The following is a 1,431-nucleotide window of genomic DNA, read 5'->3' as shown; positions in this document are numbered from 1 at the left end:
TGAAGTGCACCCCAATTGTTAGACACATAATTAACAATTGGAGGTGCATTTTTTATGGCTAAATTTTCTTCAAAAGATAAAATACAAGCAGTAAAACGATATCTAGAAGGTACGGAAGGCGGAAAAACCATTGCTAATTCTATAGGGGTTCATCCTAGAGAACTTTATCAATGGATTAAACGGTTTGAATTTTCAGGGGAAAAGGCGTTTGAAAAACGCTATACAACTTACCCTCTCGAGTATAAACTAGATGTAATTCATTATATGAATGAAAATGGGACATCTCTGAGAGAAACAGCTGCTTTTTTTAATATTCCTTCTTGCGAAACACTCCGAAAATGGAAAGTAGCTTATGAAACAGAAGGATTAGATGCCCTAAAATCAAAGAAAAAGGGGCATCTAACCATGGCCAAAGAAAAAGCTAAGCTACAACATTTAAAACAAAACGAAGTATTTCTTGAAGGTTCTATAGAAGCGCTACAAGCAGAGAATGAACGTCTGCGTATGGAAAATGACTATTTAAAAAAGTTGAATGCCTTAGTTCAAAAGAAGAAAACATCACAGACCAAGACAAAGCGCAATTGATTTATGAATTAAGGCATAAATATAAGGTCGTTGACCTTGTGAAAGTCGCTAATATCGCTCGTAGTACGTATTATTACTGGATGAAACAAGCGAAACGTCCAGATAAATATAAGAAAGTTAAAGAATTAATTAAAGAGATTTTTAGTGAGAATTTTGGGAGGTATGGTTATCGTCGTATTACATTGGAATTACGTAATCGAGGCCATGCATTAAATCATAAAACCGTTCGACGTTTAATGAATATCCTGGGATTAAAATGTCTTGTTCGATTGAAAAAATATCGTTCATATAAAGGGACTGTCGGGAAATTCGCTCCTAATATTTTAAAACGTAATTTTCACGCATCAAAACCAAACGAGAAATGGGTAACAGATGTGACGGAGTTCCACTTACATGGTAAAAAACTATATCTATCACCCATTTTAGACTTATATAACGGAGAAATTATAGCTTACAATATAGAACATAGACCTGCCTATTCCCTTGTTTCTAAAATGTTAAATAAGGCGTTTCAATGTTTGAATGATAAGGAAACTCCTATTTTACACTCGGATCAAGGTTGGCATTATCAAATGCGACAATATCATCAGTCGCTTAAAAAACATAACGTTATCCAAAGTATGTCCCGTAAGGGAAATTGCTTAGATAATGCAGTCATGGAAAATTTCTTTGGCTTATTAAAGTCTGAATTACTTTATCTTAAAGAGTTTGAAAGTATGGAACAATTTAAGCAAGAACTAGAAACTTATATTCATTACTACAATCACAAAAGAATTAAAACAAAACTAAAAGGATTGTCCCCTGTGCAATACAGAGTTCAATCCTTAGTAGCTGCTTAATATATTT

General features: G+C 33.5%; 1 protein-coding gene. It reads left to right on the top strand.

Features of this window, described 5'->3' with window-relative positions; genetic code table 11:
* Positions 1-54 precede the first annotated feature (54 nt).
* Positions 55-1,424, top strand: a protein-coding gene (locus tag ES895_RS29110; protein ID WP_085962495.1) for an IS3-like element ISBth167 family transposase whose coding sequence is annotated in 2 segments (ribosomal slippage) — positions 55-520 and positions 520-1,424 — 1,371 coding nt in all. Because the reading frame shifts where the segments join, the coding sequence is not laid out codon by codon here.
* Positions 1,425-1,431: the final 7 nt, after the last annotated feature.

The organism is Bacillus sp. 007/AIA-02/001 (assembly GCF_004634455.1).
GTDB classification, from domain to species: Bacteria; Bacillota; Bacilli; order Bacillales; family Bacillaceae_G; genus Bacillus_A; species Bacillus_A cereus.
Note: the sequence above shows the minus strand (reverse complement) of the source record. Positions and strands in the feature narration are given on the sequence as shown.